This is a genomic window from Mesorhizobium sp. P3_A10 (genome assembly GCF_056403175.1).
The window spans coordinates 101,061-115,993 of sequence record NZ_JBFUFZ010000008.1 but is presented as its reverse complement, the minus strand read 5'-3'; the positions used below and the strand labels follow the sequence as shown (position 1 = coordinate 115,993).

14 protein-coding genes are annotated in these 14,933 nt (G+C 62.9%); 4 read left to right on the top strand and 10 right to left on the bottom strand.

All coding sequences use genetic code 11. The features are described from left to right. Positions 1-4 precede the first annotated feature (4 nt). From AC1DXU_RS26320 to AC1DXU_RS26310, 3 genes are all read right to left on the bottom strand, one after another. Complete coding sequence (locus AC1DXU_RS26320) at positions 5-940, bottom strand: carbohydrate ABC transporter permease (RefSeq protein WP_477373684.1); 936 nt, start codon at positions 938-940, stop codon at positions 5-7. Further along, positions 937-1,827 (bottom strand): carbohydrate ABC transporter permease, encoded by an 891-nt coding sequence (locus tag AC1DXU_RS26315; RefSeq protein ID WP_477318927.1) that lies wholly within the window; start codon positions 1,825-1,827, stop codon positions 937-939. Before AC1DXU_RS26315 ends, AC1DXU_RS26320 begins: the two co-directional genes overlap by 4 nt. 176 nt (positions 1,828-2,003) lie before the next feature. Then, positions 2,004-3,647 (bottom strand): ABC transporter substrate-binding protein, encoded by a 1,644-nt coding sequence (locus AC1DXU_RS26310; protein ID WP_477373682.1) that lies wholly within the window; start codon positions 3,645-3,647, stop codon positions 2,004-2,006. 32 nt (positions 3,648-3,679) lie between these two features. Between AC1DXU_RS26310 and AC1DXU_RS26305 the strand changes: the two genes are divergently transcribed. Then, complete coding sequence (locus tag AC1DXU_RS26305) at positions 3,680-4,735, top strand: LacI family transcriptional regulator (protein ID WP_477373878.1); 1,056 nt, start codon at positions 3,680-3,682, stop codon at positions 4,733-4,735. A gap of 1 nt (position 4,736) precedes the next feature. Here the strand turns inward: AC1DXU_RS26305 and gndA are convergent, their stop codons facing one another. The 7 genes from gndA to AC1DXU_RS26270 form a co-directional block, all read right to left on the bottom strand. Continuing rightward, on the bottom strand, positions 4,737-6,164 hold the full coding sequence (gene gndA, locus AC1DXU_RS26300) for an NADP-dependent phosphogluconate dehydrogenase (protein WP_477373680.1): 1,428 nt from the start codon (positions 6,162-6,164) through the stop codon (positions 4,737-4,739). A 235-nt stretch (positions 6,165-6,399) separates the two neighbouring features. After that, a complete protein-coding gene (locus AC1DXU_RS26295) occupies positions 6,400-8,037 on the bottom strand; it encodes a copper resistance CopC/CopD family protein (protein ID WP_477373678.1) in 1,638 nt (545 codons plus the stop codon). A gap of 56 nt (positions 8,038-8,093) precedes the next feature. Then, positions 8,094-8,612, bottom strand: coding sequence for a YcnI family copper-binding membrane protein (locus AC1DXU_RS26290; protein WP_477373676.1), 519 nt, complete (start codon positions 8,610-8,612; stop codon positions 8,094-8,096). Positions 8,613-8,652: 40 nt separating this feature from the next. Then, positions 8,653-9,171 carry a copper chaperone PCu(A)C gene (locus tag AC1DXU_RS26285; protein WP_477373675.1) on the bottom strand — a complete coding sequence of 173 codons (519 nt, stop codon included), beginning with the start codon at positions 9,169-9,171 and terminating at the stop codon, positions 8,653-8,655. Between the two features lie 102 nt (positions 9,172-9,273). Next, the gene (locus tag AC1DXU_RS26280; RefSeq protein WP_477373673.1) at positions 9,274-9,630 is read right to left on the bottom strand and encodes a DUF2946 family protein; all 357 of its coding nucleotides are present in this window, start codon (positions 9,628-9,630) and stop codon (positions 9,274-9,276) included. A 92-nt stretch (positions 9,631-9,722) separates the two neighbouring features. Beyond that, positions 9,723-10,661 carry a GntR family transcriptional regulator gene (locus AC1DXU_RS26275; RefSeq protein WP_477373671.1) on the bottom strand — a complete coding sequence of 313 codons (939 nt, stop codon included), beginning with the start codon at positions 10,659-10,661 and terminating at the stop codon, positions 9,723-9,725. 62 nt (positions 10,662-10,723) lie between these two features. After that, on the bottom strand, positions 10,724-10,954 hold the full coding sequence (locus tag AC1DXU_RS26270) for a hypothetical protein (protein ID WP_477318909.1): 231 nt from the start codon (positions 10,952-10,954) through the stop codon (positions 10,724-10,726). On the opposite strand from AC1DXU_RS26270, the gene AC1DXU_RS26265 reads away from it, so the two are divergent. The 3 genes from AC1DXU_RS26265 to AC1DXU_RS26255 all read left to right on the top strand — a co-directional run bounded on the left by AC1DXU_RS26265 (position 10,935) and on the right by AC1DXU_RS26255 (position 14,815). After that, positions 10,935-12,440 (top strand): UxaA family hydrolase, encoded by a 1,506-nt coding sequence (locus AC1DXU_RS26265; protein ID WP_477373669.1) that lies wholly within the window; start codon positions 10,935-10,937, stop codon positions 12,438-12,440. The two genes, AC1DXU_RS26270 and AC1DXU_RS26265, sit on opposite strands and share 20 nt — an antisense overlap. 64 nt (positions 12,441-12,504) lie before the next feature. Next, positions 12,505-13,503: an aldo/keto reductase gene (locus AC1DXU_RS26260; protein WP_477373667.1), complete on the top strand. Its 999-nt coding sequence runs from the start codon at positions 12,505-12,507 to the stop codon at positions 13,501-13,503. A 316-nt stretch (positions 13,504-13,819) separates the two neighbouring features. Continuing rightward, positions 13,820-14,815 (top strand): substrate-binding domain-containing protein, encoded by a 996-nt coding sequence (locus tag AC1DXU_RS26255; protein ID WP_477318903.1) that lies wholly within the window; start codon positions 13,820-13,822, stop codon positions 14,813-14,815. The last annotated feature ends 118 nt before the right edge of the window (positions 14,816-14,933 follow it).

Sequence of the window (14,933 nt, the reverse complement as noted above, 5' to 3'; positions counted from 1 at the left end):
TCCACTAGCCTTTCACCGCGCCAGCGGCGATGCCGCGCACGAACCATCGTCCGGAGACGAAGTAGATAATCAGAGGCACCGCCGCCGTCAGGATGGTCGCCGCCATGTTGACATTGTACTCCCGCACGCCGGTGGTGGTGTTGACGATGTTGTTGAGCTGCACCGTCATTGGCCAGTTGGACCGCCCGGCGAACACGACGCCGAACAGGAAGTCGTTCCAGATGCCGGTGACTTGCAGGATGACGGCGACGACAGTGATCGGCACAGACATCGGCAGCATGATGTAGAAAAAGATGCGCCAGAAACCCGCTCCGTCGACGCGCGCTGCCTTGAACAGCTCGACCGGTATTGCCGCGTAGAAATTGCGGAACAGCAACGTCAGAATGGGCATTCCGAAGATCGTATGCACGATGATGATGCCGGGAAGGGACGCGAACAGCCCGACCGAGCTCAGTCCGATGATCAAGGGATAGATCACCACCTGATAGGGCACGAAGGCGCCAAACACGAGCAACCCGAAAAGGAAGTTGGCGCCCTTGTATGGCCAGAAGGTCAGCGCGTAACCGTTGATCGACGCACAGATGATCGAGATGACCACGCTGGGCAGGGTGATCTTCACCGAGTTGTAGAAGCCTGGGCTGAGGCCGTTGCAGTCGCGACCGGTGCAGGCATGCAGCCAGGCGTCGGCCCAGGGCTGAAAGGTCGGCTCGCCAGGAAGGTTGAAAAGGTGTCCCAACCTGATCTCCGGCATCCCCTTCAGCGAGGTGACGATCATGATGTAGACCGGGATCAGGAAGAAGAGAGCCGCAACGACCAGGAAGGCATAGAGGCCGATGCGGCCGGCCGATATCCGTCGCGGCTTCGGCCCGACAGGCCCCACACCAGCCTGATCCGGCACTTCCCGCGCAGGCTGAATTGCACTGATCTGGCCGGCGGTCATGTGATCGCTTCCCGATTTCGCCGCCATAGTAGAATTCCGCCGAAGGCCAGCACGATCAGGACTGGCAGCAGCATCATCGTTGCCGCAGCCATGCCCTGGCCGACGTTCTGGCGCACGGTGATGAGCTGGATGACGTAGACTGCCGGCATGGACGTGGCGATGCCGGGACCGCCGCCGGTCATGGCGATCACCAAATCGTAGACGCGCACCACGCTCACGCATTGGAGAACGAAGGCAGTGGCGAAGGCGCCCTTCATCATCGGCGCCACGATGGAAAGGTGCGTGCGCCACGTCGGGATGCCGTCGACCCTCGCCGCTTTCCAGATATCTTCGTCAACGCCGCGCAAGCCGGCAAGCAGGATCGCCATCGTCACGCCCGAGCCCTGCCAGATGCCGGCCACGACCAGCGCGTATATTGCGGTCTCGGCATTGACCAGCGGCGCGAAGCTGAAGCTCGCCCAGCCCAGATTGCGGAGCGCCGCCTGCAGGCCGAGATTGGGGTCCAGCACCCATTGCCACACCAGCCCGGTGACGATCAGAGACATGGCAAAGGGATAAAGGAAGATCGAACGGAACAGGTCTTCCTGGCGGATGCGCTGATCCATGAAAACCGCAAGCAGGTAGCCGAAGACCATGTTGCAGGTGATGGACATCAGGCCGAAGAACCAGATGTTGTTGACCGAGACCAGCCAGCGGCTGTCGGCCCAAAGGCGCCTGTACTGCGCCAGACCGACGAAATCATAGGTGGGGAAGAGCTTCGAACTGGTGAAGGACCACAGCACCGAAAAGCCGATGCCGATCACGAACACGCCGACGGCAACCAGAATCATCGGTATCGTCCCGATGACGGCGGGCAGGTGAAATCTGTGCCTCCAGCTCTTCTGCATCGTCGGTTTTTCTCCGCTTCCACCGACGTAAAAGTCAGCGCTATCCGAACACCGAGCTCTGGACTGCCGCAGCTTCCCGTCCTGCGATTGTCAGCCCGTCGCCGGGAAAAGGCTCTCCCGTCGGGTCGGGGCGAGGCGCCGCCGCAAGGGCGGCGCCTCTGGGTACTGATCGGCTCCTAGTCGGAACTGCCGATGACGGTAGCGAACTTCGCAGTGGCGTCGTCAGCTGTCATGGAGTCGTCCGCGAAGTACTGCGCGACGAGCTCATTGATCTGCTGATTGGTGTTCTCGGTGATGAACCGGTTCGTCGCCGTGACGATGTTGGCCGGGTCTTCCACCGCTTTCAGCGACTTCTGCATGCACGGGTCGGCCGTCGACATGTCGACATCGGCCCGCACGGGCATGGAACCCTTGGCGTTGTTGAAGGCGACCTGAACCTCGGGGCTGATGAGGAGCGCCGCAAGACGCTTCTGCGCTGCTTCGACATCCGCATTGCCCTGCTTGAAGAACAGGATGATGTCGCCGTCGGTGCTGACCACCGGCTTGGCCTCGTTCAGGCCGATCATGCAGCCGAAATCCTTGACCCCGGTCATGCCGGCGGCCGCGAACTCGCCGCGCGCCCAGTCACCCATCACCTGAAGTCCGGCCTTGCCGGTGATCACCAGGTTGGTGGTGTCGTTCCAGTTGCGGTTGGCGTAACCGTCGTCGGTGAACTGCTTCAGGGCCCTCAACTGCGTGAAGACTCCTTTCATCTCGGCGCCGCCGGCAATCTCGGCGCTCTTCTTGGTGTACATCTCGTCACGCTTGGCGACACCGAGAGCCTCGGTAACCATGTCCTGGAAGAGCAACTGGATCTGCCAGCCGTTTCCATCGCCGCCGATGGCGAAGGGAATGAAGCCTGCCGCCTTGATCTTCGGTGCGGCCGCGATGAAATCGGCCATGCTCTTCGGCTCCGGCACGCCCGCTTTCTCGAAGACCGGCTTGGAGTACCAGGCCCAGTAATTGGAATGAATGTTGACCGGAACGCACCACCAGTGGCCGTCAACGAGGCAGGCGCTGCCGATTGCCTTCGGGCGAATGATGTCAGCCCACTTGCCGGCGGTCGCGACGTCGGTGAGGTCGAGCAGCTTGCCGCCCGAAATCAGTTCCTCGTACTGCCGACCGGGATTGAACTGGGCGGCACCAGGCGGATCGTTGCCGAGCACGCGCTGCATGACAGTCGAGCGGGCGGTTTCGCCGAGAGCGATGGCGCTGTCCACCCAGTGGTCGCCCTTGCCGTCATTGTCGAAGGCCTTTGCGAACTGTGAGACCGCAGCCGACTCGCCCTTCGACGTCCACCAGTGAATCACTTCCAGATCGGTCGCGGCCGCCGGACCGGCAAACTGCAGCGCGACCGTCGCTGCCAGCGCCGCAGTCAAAAGTTGATATCGCATTTCGGTTCCTCCCAGAATCTGAAACGTTACAGATTTTCGATACGGCAATTGCGCCGGGCGCGCAACCCCTCCGGCAAAGGCAGTTCGATATTTTTTCGAGCCGCGAACAAATTCGCCCGACCTAACAGGACCCTGCTGCATCGCAATATCCGCAACTGCACTGCAAAAAAGCCATGTTGCAACGCATGAAAGCCGGCAAAAGGCCCGCAGAGACGTCCGCCTCCTCTGCTTTTCAGCGGTTTTTCCATAAGCGCGCACTGCGCCTTCCAGGCCCCCGACCCCCCTCTGAAGCAACGGCAGTGGCAACCTGTAACGTTTCAGTGTATTGAGACTGCCATCGGGCGGAGAGTTGTGACGGCCGCGATGCCGGTGATTGCCGGCATCCACGGCGGCTGCTATGCGCCGGACGGGGCGGGATGATGGACAGGGATCAGACGGGCAAGGACGACGAAGCGTCGGCGCAAGCGCGGCCGACGCTGAAGACGCTCGCCTTCATGACCGGGCTGGGCGTCACCACAGTGTCGCGCGCGCTCAAGGACGCACCTGAGATCGGCGCCGAGACCAGGCGGCGCGTCCAACTCGTCGCCAGACAGATCGGCTATCGCCCGAACCGTGCCGGTGTGCGCCTGCGGACCGGCAAGACCAACGTCATCAGTCTCGTGCTCAACACCGAGCGCGAGATCATGAGCTTTGTCTCCGACATCATCTATGGCGTATCGGAAGTCATCGCCGACACGCCCTACCACCTGATCGTCACGCCCTATTCGCGCTCGCAGGATCCACTGGATCCCATACGCTACCTGGTGGAAACCGGCTCTGCCGACGGCATCATCATTTCGCGCACGCAGCCGAACGATCCGAGGGCTCGCTACCTGCTGGAACGCGGCGTTCCCTTCGCCACGCATGGCCGCACCGATATGGGGTTGAACCACCCCTATCACGACTTCGACAATTACGCTTTCGCGGCCGAGGCGGTGCGCCATCTCGCCGGCATTGGCCGCCGCCGGCTGGCCTTGCTGGCACCACCGGTCGGACTGACCTACCACGGTCACACACTGAACGGTTTTACCGACGCGCTGAGCGAGGTCGGCGCCAGCGAAATCGCCTTCAACACCGTTTCAATCGACCATTCGATCGAGCAGATCAGAATGAGGACCGCCCAGGTGATGCGTCGCGATATCAGGCCGGATGGCTTCGTCAGCAGCGCCGCTGCCGCGACGCTCGCCATTGTCGCCGGCATCGAGGACGCCGGCCTCAAGCTCGGCCGCGACGTCGACGTGGTGTCGAAGCAGTCGTCGGACCTGCTGCATCTATTCCGGCCGGAACTTCTGGTCGTCAACGAGAACTTTCGCCTGGCCGGCGCCGAGCTCGCCCGCTCGGTGCTGGGCTGGATCGGCGGCGCGGAGCCCGGCGCCTTGCAAAGCCTGAGCGTGCCGAGCGAGGTTCTGGCCTCCAGCCGTTCCCTATCCGATTAGGTCAGCCGGCAGCGCCACTGCCCCACGGCCCATGGAACGCGCCGGGACCATCTATGCGTTCAAAACCATGCGCACCGAAGAAATCGCGCTGCGCCTGGATCAGGTTCGAGGTGCCGCGGCCCTGGCGATAGCTGTCGAAATAAGCAAGCGCCGATGACAGCGCCGGCACCGGCGCGCCAGCCTCCGACGCCCTTGCCACGATGCGCCGCAGCGACGGATGCGCCTCCTGCATCAATGCGATAAAGGCCGGCGCCATCAGGAGATTGGTGGCAGCGCCGCCGGTGCTGAAGGCGTCCGCCATGGTGTCCAGCATTTGCGAGCGTATGATGCAACCGGCGCGCCAGATCTTGGCGATGGTCGGCATCGGCAGGTTCCAGTTGAATTCCTTCGACGCGCCGCTCATCACCGCGAAGCCTTGCGCATAGGCGGCGATCTTGCCGGCAAACAGCGCCAGCTCGAGATCCTTGAGCAGCGCGGCCTTGTCTCCGGAAATTTTCGTCACGCCGCTGTTGCCATAGGCCTTTTCGGCGGCCAGCCGTTCATCCTTGATCGACGACAACACGCGTGCGGCAACCGCAGCCTCGATCGCGGTGGCCGGAATGCCGAGCTGCTGCGCCTCGATGACCGACCATTTGCCGGTGCCTTTCTGGCCGGCTCGATCGACGATGATGTCGACCACCGGCTTGCCGGTCTTCGGATCGTCGGCTGCCAGCACCTTGGCGGTGATCTCGATCAGATAGGAGTTGAGCCGGCCCTTGTTCCAATCGGAAAACACGGTGCCGATCTCCTTCGGGCCCATGCCCAGGCCATCGCGCAGAATGCCGTAAATCTCGGCGATCATCTGCATGTCGGCATATTCGATGCCGTTGTGGATGGTTTTGACGAAATGCCCGGCGCCGTCGGTGCCAAGCCAGGCAGCACAGGGCTCGTCCTTGAATTTTGCCGAGATCGCAGTCAGCACGCTTTCAACGCGCTTCCAGGAGTCTTCGGTGCCGCCAACCATGATCGACGGCCCATGGCGCGCACCTTCCTCGCCGCCGGACACGCCCATGCCGATGAAGGTGAGGCCGGAGCCGGACAGTTCGGAAAAACGCCGCATCGTGTCGCGGAAATTGGCATTGCCGGCGTCGATGACGATGTCATTGGCCGACAACACGCCGCGCAAAGCCGCGATCTGCTCATCGACCGGCTTGCCGGCCAGCACCATGATGATGATCGGGCGCGGCGGCCGGATAGCGGCGGCGAGTTCCTCCAGGCTGTAGCAAGGCACAACCATGTTCTTCAGCGCGCCGGCATTCTCGACAAAGGCGTCGGTGCGCGCCCTGGTGCGGTTGAAGACAGCGATGCGGTGCCCGTGCTCGGCAATGTTGAGCGCCAGGTTGGAGCCCATCGTGCCAAGGCCGATCAGGCCGATTTCGGCTTTTTCCATCGTTTCTTCCCTGCTTTCGGATCTTTTGTTGAGGCAGCGTTTTGCCGGGATGTTTGACGGGCCTTCGTGCCTGCGTCAACCGCCTCGCCAAATTGTGTTGAGGCCGCGGCGTGTGAGATTCAGGTCAGGCCGAGCCGAGAATGGTGGTTTCCGAGAACCGGAGCGGAGCGTACTGAAGTACGTGAGCACCGGAAGCGCAGGTATCAGCCGTTCGCAGGCCGGCATCACCTGAATATCACTCGGCGCGGATGTCGATCGGCGCTTCAATCTTTACGATATCGAAGTCCGAGACCAGGATGTCGATCCGTACCGTCCAGCGGCCTGGAACCGGGATGACGAGATCGTCGACGCGCCAGGTGCCGTCGCAGGGTTTGGTCGCCGGACGCTTGATCGGCTCGATGCCCGAATCGGGCTTTGACAACACCAAAGTCACCTGCTTGGCGTCGAGCGGGCCGAAATCGCCGGTCATGATGACCATAGAGGCGGCTACCGGTCCGGTGTGGCCGGGGGTGATATCGAGATCGGCCATCGCCTGCAGCGTGTGGATATGGATCGATGCCGGTTGTGCGGCGGCAATCGCCAGCGCGCGCGGCGGCGGCGTGAAGCGCCAGCCGGCGGCAACGCCGAAGATGGCCAGCATAATCAGCACCTCCATGCAGATCGAACGGACCAGCCTTCGCTGCACTTCCGTCTCGCCGGCTGCCGCCGGCGCCGTGAGTTTCCAGCGGTTGACGGCCGCGAGCGTGAACAGAAAAAGCAGCAGCGCCATCTTGATCAGCAGCAATTCCCCATAGGCGGTGTCGACCAACGCCGCCAGCGTCTGCACCTGGATGACGGCCAGCACGATGCCGGCTGCCGCAAGCACCGCCACGACATAGGGAATCGCCAGCGAGAACCGGCGCAGGAACGGCCCGGCCGCGGCCGGCTGCTGCCTCAAGGCAAGCCCGAGCGGCAGCAGGGCTCCCGCCCAGAAAGCGACGCCGACGCCGTGCAGGAACACCACCGGCCTGGTCAACCATTGCGGTTCGGCCGCACTGGCATGCCCACTGGCGGCAAGGGCGGCACCGACACAGGCCAAGCCGGCAAGAGCGAACAGTTTTGCATCGGCGCGCGGCACGACCAGCGACAGCAAGCCGAGCCCCAGCGCCATCAGCGCGATCAGCACCGTCCAGCCAAAGCTGGTGGTGAGCGCGGTCTGCCAGATGATCGGCTGTGCCAGCCGGACAAGGGGCGCACCGAGCGCATCCAGCCCCTGCAAGCCAAGCGACAGCGGTGCCGCAATCAGTCCGCACAGGATTGCAGCGATGACCAAGCGTTGGCCGGATCGCCCGCTCTTCGCCAGCCAGGCCAGCGCAAAGGCACCGCCGACGCCGAGGAACAGACCGATGTAGAGAAAAACCTTGCCGATCCAGATCGCCGACCTCAGGCCCCAGTCGACGGGTTCGGCGACCACCGGAGCTTGGCTGGGTGCGCCAACGGAAAACAGCAGAGAGCCGCCGACCGGATGGCCGTCGGCGGAAATCACCCGCCAGCTCAGCACATGCGTGCCGGGCTCCAACAGCTCAGGATTGTCGATTGCGACGGTCTGGTCGCTGAGCCGGAAGGACGTCAGCGGAACCGGCGTGCCATCGGGCCGGATCAAGGTCAGCACCAGCGGCGACACCGGTTCGCTGAAGGTCAGCGAGAACTGCGTCGGGCTCTGTGCCAGGACCGCGCCATCGGCGGGGTCGGTCTTGATCAGCGCCGCATGGGCAAAGGCATGATCCGGCAAAGCGATGGCGGCCAGCAGCACGAGCGCGGCCAGCAGGCCAAAGGCAAGCCGCGCCGTCTTGCCAGCCGTGCAGACCGTTCGCAGGAAAGATGCCGTTAGCATATTACCTTCACAAGAACAGCGGCGCGCTCTGCAAACAGGGCGCGCCGCCAGAGAGATCATTTCTTCGGCAACAGCGTGATGCCGGGCGCCGGAAACTCCAGCGCATCCTCATCCTGCCCCACCGCCGGAATCTCTATCCAACGATCGGCAACGCCATCGCATTCCTGCACCACCGGAAAATACAGCTTCCCGCCGGCCGGCAAGTCCGCCGCCAGCGTGCCGCGGAAGACAAACTCGTCGTAGAATTCGTCCGGCAGGCTGCCGCCGCTCCAGTCGACTTCCTTGACGCCATCGGTCACCGCCTGGCCGTAAAGCTGGTAGGATTTGTCGTACTTGCCCTTCTTGGTCTGCAGCGTCCAGCCGGGCTTGGGCATCGGCTTCACCCCGATCACCCCTTCCGGGATTTGCACGCGCACGGCGGTCGTTGCCTTGCCGTCGCAGCCATGCGGCACGCGCAGGATTGCCTTGTAGGTCGAGCCAACCGGCGCCTCCTGGGTTTCGAGCGTGATGTGAGCGAAGGCGGCACTTGAGCCCAGGAAGAAAAACGCGCCGGCGGAGAAAAGATATCTGTTCATGATGGTCTCACTTGAAAACTTGGTTGGCAAAATGATCGGGTCAATCGTTGTCTTCTTGTGGCGCCGGGCTGCCGATGGCTTGCACCGCGAATTTGACCGTCACCGCCCCGGCCTTCTCGAAGGTCAGCGTCGCGGCAAACATCTCGCCTTCCTTTGGCGGCTGCTTCAAATCCATGAACATCACGTGATAGCTGCCGGGCCCCAGGGTGACCTTGCCGCCGGCTGGAATTTCGAGGCCGCCGGCGACCGGCCGCATGGTCATGACACCGTCCTTCACGCCCATCTCATGCAACTCGCCCTTGGCCGAAATGTCCGACGAGATCGAAAGCAGACGGTCCGGCGAACTGCCGGTGTTGGTGATGGTCAAATAGCCGCCAGCCACTTTGGCGCCGGCCGGCGTTGCGCGCGACCAGGGATGCCCGATCTCGATATCGCCGACCTTGAACTCATGCGCGAAGACGGATTGGGCGCCGGCGAACAACAGGGCAAGAACGAAAACGGCAATGCCGAGGCGCTCTTCAAAGCTGCGCAGCAACCGCGAGCGGAAAGAGTGAGACATGATGGCTCCATGGATGAATTGAGAGATCGCGCCGTTGCCGGCCGCGAACAATTTCTGATGTTGGATGAATGCGCCTGCGAAAAGTTCCGCAAGACGAACGGCTCAGGCCGTCGCCGGCGGAGCGCGCGGGTTCGACGGCGAGCGGTCGCGGGCAAAGTCGAGATGCCGGAATGCCGGGACCACAAAGGCGACAGCTTCGAATGAAAGGCTGGCGGACACTATGCCGGCAGTGGGCGGCGGCGCATAGGCAGCTGACACCTTGCTGCAGCCGAGCATGCAGCAAGCCGGCATGTGCTGCTGGTGCGGATCGCCGCCGGGAATCTGGGCAGCGCCCTCATGGGTGCAAATGACGTTGCCGAAGGCATCGAGTTGCGAAGCGTCCGGGCCGGCGCCGAAGGCGAAGGCGCCAAGCGTCGACTGGAGCAGCAGCAGATAGGCCGCGGCGAACGCGGCCAGCATGCTCCATCGTCTCCGCTGGATCTTCAAGAACTGCCTCTCCACGCAACAGCGTAGATACCTAGCACGCGATCAGCGGCCGGAAAATCGCCAAATCACGGCTGCGGCAACGCGGCGCGATCACCAACACCAACGCTAACACTGCGGCCGCCGGTTTCGGGGATCGAGGTCAAAAGCGTGTGGCGCGCCGACTTCAGGTGTTTGCGGCAGGCAGCGTCGACCTTGCCGAGATCGCGCGATTTCAGCGCCGCGATATAGGCCAGGTGCTCCGAGACAGCCACTTCGTTGCGCTCGCGCTCCTGCGCCTTGTTCCACTGATAGTGGTAGTGGAAGATCATCGCGATCACATCGTAGAAATCGACGATGAAGCGATTGAGCGAGGCGCGGTGGATCAGCCGGTGAAAGCGCTCGTCGAGCTCCGAGAATTCGTTGAAGCGGGTGGCGATCTCGCGCGCCAGCAGACGGTGCTCGTCTTCGAGCCGGTCGAGGTCGGCCCAGACCGGGCTGTCTTCCGGCAGAGCGGCAAAGGCGGCGGCCGAGCGCAGTTCGAACATCTCGCGGATTTCTGTCAGCTCAAGGGCGAAGGCGCGGGTGAAGCCCTTCAGCACCCAGTGGCTGTTGCGCCGCTTTTCGATCAGGCCGAAGCGGGAAAAGCGGATCAGGAACTCGCGCACGCTGGTGGTGCCGACGCCGATCTCGCGCGCCAGTTCGAGCTCGTTGATCTGCATGCCGGCCTCGGCGCCGCCGGCCAGCAGCCGCCGCATGAAGGAGCGCTCGATGATCTGCGCCAGCGTGTCGGTCTCTTCCTCTGGGAAAAAGTCGTCCGGCCGCGGCTCGCGCAGAACCGTCTTGGCGCGCTTGTTCCAGGCAATCAGCCCGGTCTCTTCCATGCGCGCCAGGATGGTGCGCACAGTCGTGCGGCTGACCCCAAGCAGCGTGCCCAGCTCCGGCTCCGACGGCAGGCTCTTCGTTTCATCGAGTAGCCGCAGGCAGCGGTTGTAGGCGTCTTTGTAGACGTTGTTGCTCTTCGACATCCCCTGCCCCGTTGCGCGCCGGCGCTTGCGGCCAGCTTGAAGCGCGATATGACAGACATTCCCTAGCGCATGGCACCGAAAATCGGAATCGCTTTCGAAAAAGCATCATGCGCGATTCCAGCTTTGGTTGCAGCGTCGTGCGCCCAAAGGCCGCGCGACACCCAGCGAAAAAACAATTGACGTAAAAATGTTTTTTCACGATAAAAGACAATATCTGTTAACAGGCGCGTGTCAATCCGCCCGCGCATCCCAGGAACACCCAGGAAACTGCCCGTGAACGCCTCAAACAGCATTCTTCTGTCTCCCGCCGACAATGTCGCGGTCGCCAATGGCCGCATCGAGATCGGCACGGTGCTGCCCGGCGGCGCCGTCGCCACCGCGTTGATCGAGCCCGGCCACAAGGTGGCGATCAAGCCGATACCGGCCGGTCAAGCCGTGGTGAAATATGCGCAGGCGATCGGTCGCGCCACGCAGGATATCGCGCCGGGCGAGCATGTTCATTCGCACAATCTGGTCTTTGAAGCCGGGCGTTTGCCGGTCGTGCCGCCGAGCGAGGCCGTGCACGAGACCGAAGCCGACCGTACCAGAACCTTCATGGGTTACCGGCGCGCCGACGGCCGGGCCGGCACCCGCAACTTCATCGGCATCGTCGCCAGCGTCAATTGCTCGGCCACTGTTTGCCACGCAATCGCCGACCAGGCGAACCGCGAGTTGCTGCCCAAATATCCGGGGATCGACGGCTTCGTTCCGATCGTCCATGGCCAGGGTTGCGGCATGAGCGGCACCGGCGATGGCATGATGGTGCTGCACCGCACGCTGGCCGGCTATGCCCGTCATCCGAATTTCGGCGGCGTGCTGATGGTCGGGCTCGGCTGCGAAGTCAACCAGTTGACCCTTTACGGCCAGAAGGGTGTTGCCGCGGGAAAGCGTCACTTCAACATCCAGGACGCCGGCGGTTCGCGCAAATCGGTCGAGAAGGCGATGCTGGTGCTGGCCGAAATCGCCGAGGAAGTCGGCAAACTCGAGCGTGAACCGATCCCGGTCAGCGAGATCGTCGTCGGCCTGCAATGCGGCGGCTCCGACGGCATGTCCGGCATCACCGCCAACCCGGCACTGGGCGCCGCTGTCGACATCCTCGCCGGCGTCGGCGGCATCGGCATCCTCTCCGAGACGACGGAAATCTATGGCGCCGAGCATCTGCTCGCCTATCGCGCCGCAACGCCGGAGATCGCCGCCAAGCTCGATGGCTTTGTGAAGTGGTGGGAAGAGCACGTCGCCAAGCATGGCGCCTCGATCGACAACAATCCCTCGCCCGGCAATAAGCGTGGCGGCCTGACCACGATTCTCGAGAAGTCGCTGGGCGCTGTCGCCAAGGGCGGCCAGACGCCGCTCAACGGTGTCTTCGGCTATGCCGAGAAGGTCACCGGCCACGGGCTGGTGTTCATGGATACGCCCGGTTACGACCCGGTGTCCGCCACCGGCCAGGTTGCCGGCGGCGCCAACGTCATCGTCTTCACCACCGGCCGCGGCTCCTGCTTCGGTTGCCGACCGACGCCGTCGATCAAGGTCGCCAGCAACTCGACCATGTATCACACCATGGAAGAGGACATGGACGTCAACTGCGGCGTCATCGCCTCGGGCGAAAAGACCATTGCCGGCATGGGCCGCGAGATCTTCGAACTGATCGTCGAGACGGCTTCGGGCCGCAAGACCAAGAGCGAGGCGTTCGGCTACGGCGACAATGAGTTCGTGCCTTGGCACCTCGGAGCCACTCTGTAGCCAGCACTACTGACCAGGACATTTGTTTACGAACCGGCCTGTGGCCGGCAGGGGGAGGTTTTGCATGAAGAAACGCCGCATCGGTACAACGGCGCTTGAGGTCACCGAGGTCAGCTTCGGCGGCGCAGCACTCGGCGGCCTCTACCGGGCCTGTCCGCGCGAGGCAGCGATGGAAACGCTGCAGGCCGCCTGGGACGCCGGACTGCGCTATTTCGATACCGCGCCCTTCTACGGCTTCGGCCTGTCGGAGCGGCGCGTCGGCGATTTCCTGCGCGACAAGCCGCGCTCATCCTACGTGCTGTCCACCAAGGTCGGGCGGCTGTTCCGTCCGGTGCCGGAAGACCAGGTCCCCGATCACTCCTATGTCGATCCGCTGCCTTTCGCGCTCGACTACGACTATTCCTATGATGGCATCATGCGCTCGGTCGAGTTCTCCTATGCGCGGCTCGGCCTAAACAGGATAGACATCCTGTTTGTCCATGACATCGGCACCTACACGCATGGCATCGAGAAGACCAAGCTGCACTTTCGCCAGTTTATGGAGGGTGGGCTGAAGGCGCTTGAGGAGCTAAAATCGTCCGGCGTCATTTCCGCCTACGGTCTCGGCGTCAACGAGGTGCAAATCTGTCTCGATGTGCTGCACCAGGCGCCGCTCGACTGCATCCTCTTGGCCAGCCGCTATTCGCTGCTCGACCGCTCGGCCGAAGCCGAACTGCTGCCGCTCTGCCGCAAACAGCAGACTTCGCTGATCATCGGCGGCGTCTTCAACTCCGGCATCCTGGCGACCGGCCCGGTCCCGGGCGCGCATTTCGACTATGCGCCGGCCACAAAGGACATTCTCGACCGCGTCGACGCGATGGAAAAGATCGCTGCCGAAGGCGGCTATCCCTTGGCGGCGGCTGCGTTCCAGTTTCCGTTGCACGAGCCCGTGGTGGCCAGCGTGCTGACGGGCACCGCCAAACCGGCCAATCTGACGCGCAACCTCGAACTGCTCGGCATCGAGGTGCCGGAAACCGAATTTGCCAGATACGCGCCTTACACGATCGTGCAGAAACTCGGCTGATACGCCTCCCGACCGATGTGCGTAATCGCGCGATTGTAAAAAAGAATAAACATTCCATATTGACACAGATATGGAATTATTGTTCCATCTCGTTCGGAGGAGATCGGAAGCGTCGGAACGTGACATTGGGTATCGGCCAGGGAGGCCTGCTTTCTCAGGACCTCACGCAAACGGCACCAAACACCGCTTGCATCGACCGAACCTATGCACTATCAAAACCTGGTAAATGTTTTTTATTGATAAAGTTCTGTTTGGGCCGCGCCTATCCGAATGGAGCTTCCGTAACCTTCACCGGGCGTCCTAGGGAGGAATCCGCATGAAATTCGTAACCAGCATTCTCAACCGCCGCGCCGTCATGGCACTTGCAGCCGCCTCGATGCTTGCCGGCGTGATGCATTCGGCGCCGGCTTCGGCCGCTGACGTGACCATTCCGATCATCGTCAAGGACACCACGTCCTTCTACTGGCAGATCGTTCTGGCCGGCGCCCGCAAGGCAGGCAAGGACCTCGGCGTCAACGTGCCGGAACTCGGTGCCCAGGCCGAGACCGACGTCAACGGCCAGATCTCGATCCTCGAGAACGCCGTTGCCGGCAATCCGGCTGCCGTCGTCATCGCCCCGACCGAGGCCAAGGCGCTCGGCAAGCCGATCGACGAGGCCGCCACCAAGGTCAAGGTCATCGGCATCGACTCCGGCGCCGACTCCAAGGCCTTCACCTCGTTCCTGACCACCGACAACGTCCAGGGCGGCCGCGTCGCCGCTGACGGTCTTGCCGCTGCCATCGGCGCCGCCAATGGCGGCAAGGTCGAGGGCAAGGTTGCGCTGATCACCGCACTGCCGGGCGCCGGCTCGCTCGAGCAGCGCGCGCAGGGCTTCAAGGAACAGCTCAAGGCCAAATATCCCGGCCTTGAATTGGTCGCCGACAAATATGCCGACGGCCAGGCCACCACCGGCCTCAACATCGCAACCGACCTGATCACCGCCAATCCTGATCTCAAGGGCATCTTCGCGTCCAACCTGATCATGGCGCAGGGCGTCGGCCAGGCGATCGCCGAGAACAACCTTGCCGGCAAGGTCGGGCTGATCGGCTTCGACAGCGACGAGAAGCTGATCAAGTTCCTGAATGACGGCGTGATCTCCGGCCTCGTCGTCCAGGACCCCTACCGGATGGGCTATGACGGCATCAAGACCGCACTCGCCGCCTCCAAGGGCGAGAAGGTCGAAGCCAATGTCGACACCGGCGCCAATCTGGTCACCAAGGCCAATATGAAAGAGCCGAAGATCGACGCGCTGCTCAACCCGAAGCTCGACTGAGCATCGACATAGGCGCACTGTTTCCGGGGCATCAAAGCCCCGGAAACATCCAATGCCGCTTGGATATCCGCCGGTTTGAATTACCTTGGCGATGCGGCGGAGCCGCATCGCCAAGTGC